The sequence below is a fragment of the Actinosynnema sp. NPDC002837 genome (assembly GCF_040295345.1).
Taxonomy (GTDB): Bacteria; Actinomycetota; Actinomycetes; order Mycobacteriales; family Pseudonocardiaceae; genus Actinosynnema.
In genome coordinates, this window is record NZ_JBEOVG010000195.1 from 1 (window position 1) to 2814 (window position 2814).

Consider the following 2814-nt stretch of genomic DNA (forward strand, 5'->3'; position numbering starts at 1 on the left):
GCCAGCTCGACGGCCCCGCCGAACCCGAGGTCCGGCTGCTGCCGCCCCGGCTAGCGGTCCGCGGCAGCACCGGTCCGGTGGTTCCCTAGGGTCACCAGGCTCACCTTCCCGGGGTCACCCTGCGCCGCCTCGGTCGCGATCACGGCGAAGGTGAGCGTGTTGTGGTCGCGCAGCACGCCGTCGGGGAGCACGAACTCCCGTTGCGGGCCGACGTCGTTGAGGTACTGGCCCATGTTCCAGCCGTTGACGAAGATCAGCACCCGGTAGCCGCGCGCGGTGGTGTCCTCGAACCGCAGGCCGAGCGAGACGTCGTGCCCGCGCGGCAGGTCCAGCTCGAAGTCGGTGCGGTACCAGGACACGCCGGGCGTCAGCTCGCCCGGTGGTCGCTGCCAGCCGCCGGAGCCGGGCAGGTGCCAGCCGGCGCGCTCGCCGTACAGGCCGCCGGTGTTCATCGGACCGCGCTCGCCGTCCACGGGGCGGGAACCCCGGATCTGCCAGGAGATCGGCGCGGTCGAGCCCTCGACCACCACCCCGAACAGGCCGCGCGGCTGCTTGTGGCGGACGTCGTCGGCGGTCCAGTCGTCGTTGTGGCCCATGTTCCCGACCAGCACGGTCAACGTCGCCTGCCGCCCGGCGGCCAGCAGCCCTTCGGGCACGGCGAACTCGCCGCGTCCGGGATCGGGGTTCACCGGTTCGGAGTCGGACTGGACGCCGCCCGCGGCCGAGCCGAGGTAGCGCCCGTCGAGCCACACCTGGTAGCTGCCGCGCCTGCCGGTGATGGCGTTCACGGTGATGGTCTTCTCGGCGCCGGTGGCGGTGAACCGGCCGCGGTACCAGACGTGGCCGTTGTGGTGGCCGTACTCGTCGGCGTACAGCACGGGCAGCGTCTTGGGCTTGATCGGGCTCGCCGTGGTGGTCTTGTCCGCCGTCGTCCAGCCGGACTCGCCCTGGCCGGGCGCCTCCGGGCGGTAGCGCCAGTCGGTCAGCTCGGGCAGGCGCACCTGCTCCGGGCCGGGCAGCGAGCCGAGCAGGGAACCGCTCGACGTCCGGCGCACGGGCACCGGGCGTCCGCCCACGGAGAGGTGGCGGACCGGCGCGAACACCTCGACGTCGCCCGCGCGGTCGGTGTCCGCGCGCAGCGCCAGCCGGCCGCCCTGGATCTCGGCGGAGCGGACCAGCGACGTGCCGCGGACCAGCACGGGTCCGGCCGCGGTGTCCTGCCGCCAGAACCGGGCGGCGGCCTCGTCGGTGCCGAGCATCAGCAGCATCGGCTGCCGCCCGCCGCCGGTGACCAGCACGCGGGCCAGTCCGGTGTGGGTGTAGTCCAGCCGCAGGTCGCCGTCGGCGTAGGAGCTGCGGACCTGGCCGTCGAGCACCTTGACCGTGGGCGCGGACCGGTAGCGCAGGACGGTGGAGCCCTGTTCGCCGTCACGGCCGTAGAGCACCGCGACGTCGCGGCCCGAGACGTCCACGTGGGTCAGGATCTCGGAGCTCGACCACACCAGCCGCTGGCCGCCGAGATCGTACCCGGCGACGAGGATCTTGGCGTCACGGCCGTTCACCCGCACCGGCACCTGGTAGCGGCCGTCCGGGGTGGACCAGTCCAGCGTCGTGGACACGTCGGCGGCGCCGGCGAGCTCGGCCTGGCGCACCAGCACGAACTGCGTGCCGGTGTCGGGGTTGGCGCGGGCCCGGGCGAGCACGGCCGGGTCGGCGGGCGCCGGGGCGGCGGCCTCGTCGGTCTCGGTCAGCGGCGCGACGGTGGTCATGAAGTAGCCCTGCCGCTTGAACTCGTCGTACTTGGCGGTGAGCTGCCGCGACTCGGTGATCGCCGAGCCGTAGTCGTAGGAGGTGTAGACGTCGTTCGGCTGAGGCAGCCAGCCCCACGACGTGCCGCCGAACGTCATGTAGTAGCCGTACATGGTGGCGCCGCTGGAGATGGCGTTGTTCTTGTAGAACACCTTCATGTAGCTCGGGCCGGTCAGCTCGCGGCACTTGTCGTACCCGGCGTTGTTCAGGTCGATCGCGCCCGCCTGGTACTCGGCGGCGTACACCGGCGCGTCGTCGCGCAGCCTGCGCGTGACGCCGTCGCCCCACGGGCCCCAGGCGTCGGGGTTGTGGCACTCGAACGACTGCGGGTAGTCGTCGACGCCGGGGATCTGCACCGCGCCCTGGCCGGACGACCAGTTCGCCAGGTTCCCGCCGCAGCAGTTGTTGTGCACGATCGGCACGTCGATGCCGGCGGCGCGGGCCTGCCGCTGGAGGTCCTCCATGTAGGCCGGGTCGACGTTGACCGCGTACTCGTTCTCCACGTTGTAGGCGATCACCGAGCCGCCGCGCGACACCTGGTGCCGGGCGATGATCGGGTTGAGGCGGCCGAGCCACTCGGTGTACGCGGCCCGGTAGCCGGGGTCGCTCGACCGGGCCCGCCCCTCCACCGTCTTGAGCCACGCCGGGAAGCCGCCGCCGCTGGTCTCGGCGTTGATGTACGGCCCCGGCCGGGCCACCACGTACAGGCCGAGCTCGTCGGCCATCCGCAGCAACCGGTCCACGTCGCGCACGCCGGTGAAGTCGTACACGCCCGGCGAGGGCGAGTGGTAGCCCCAGTGGAAGTACAGCGACACGCCGGTGAACCCGGCCGCCCGGATCTTCTCCAGCACGTCGCGCCACAACTCGGGGCTGGGCAGCCGGAAGTAGTGGAACTCGCCCGACCACAGCATGACCCGCTCGCCGTCCACGGTGAGCGAGTACCGGTCGTAGGAGACCACGTGCCGCTCCTCGGCGGAGGCCGGGGCCGCGACCACCGGGGTGGTC

Annotated in this window: 1 protein-coding gene; it reads right to left on the bottom strand. The window is 72.7% G+C overall.

Going from position 1 to position 2814, the window contains the following annotated elements:
• Positions 1-50: 50 nt before the first annotated feature.
• Positions 51-2814 (bottom strand): beta-galactosidase (locus ABTZ99_RS44775; protein ID WP_499619253.1); only part of this gene is annotated, 2764 nt, incomplete at its 5' end.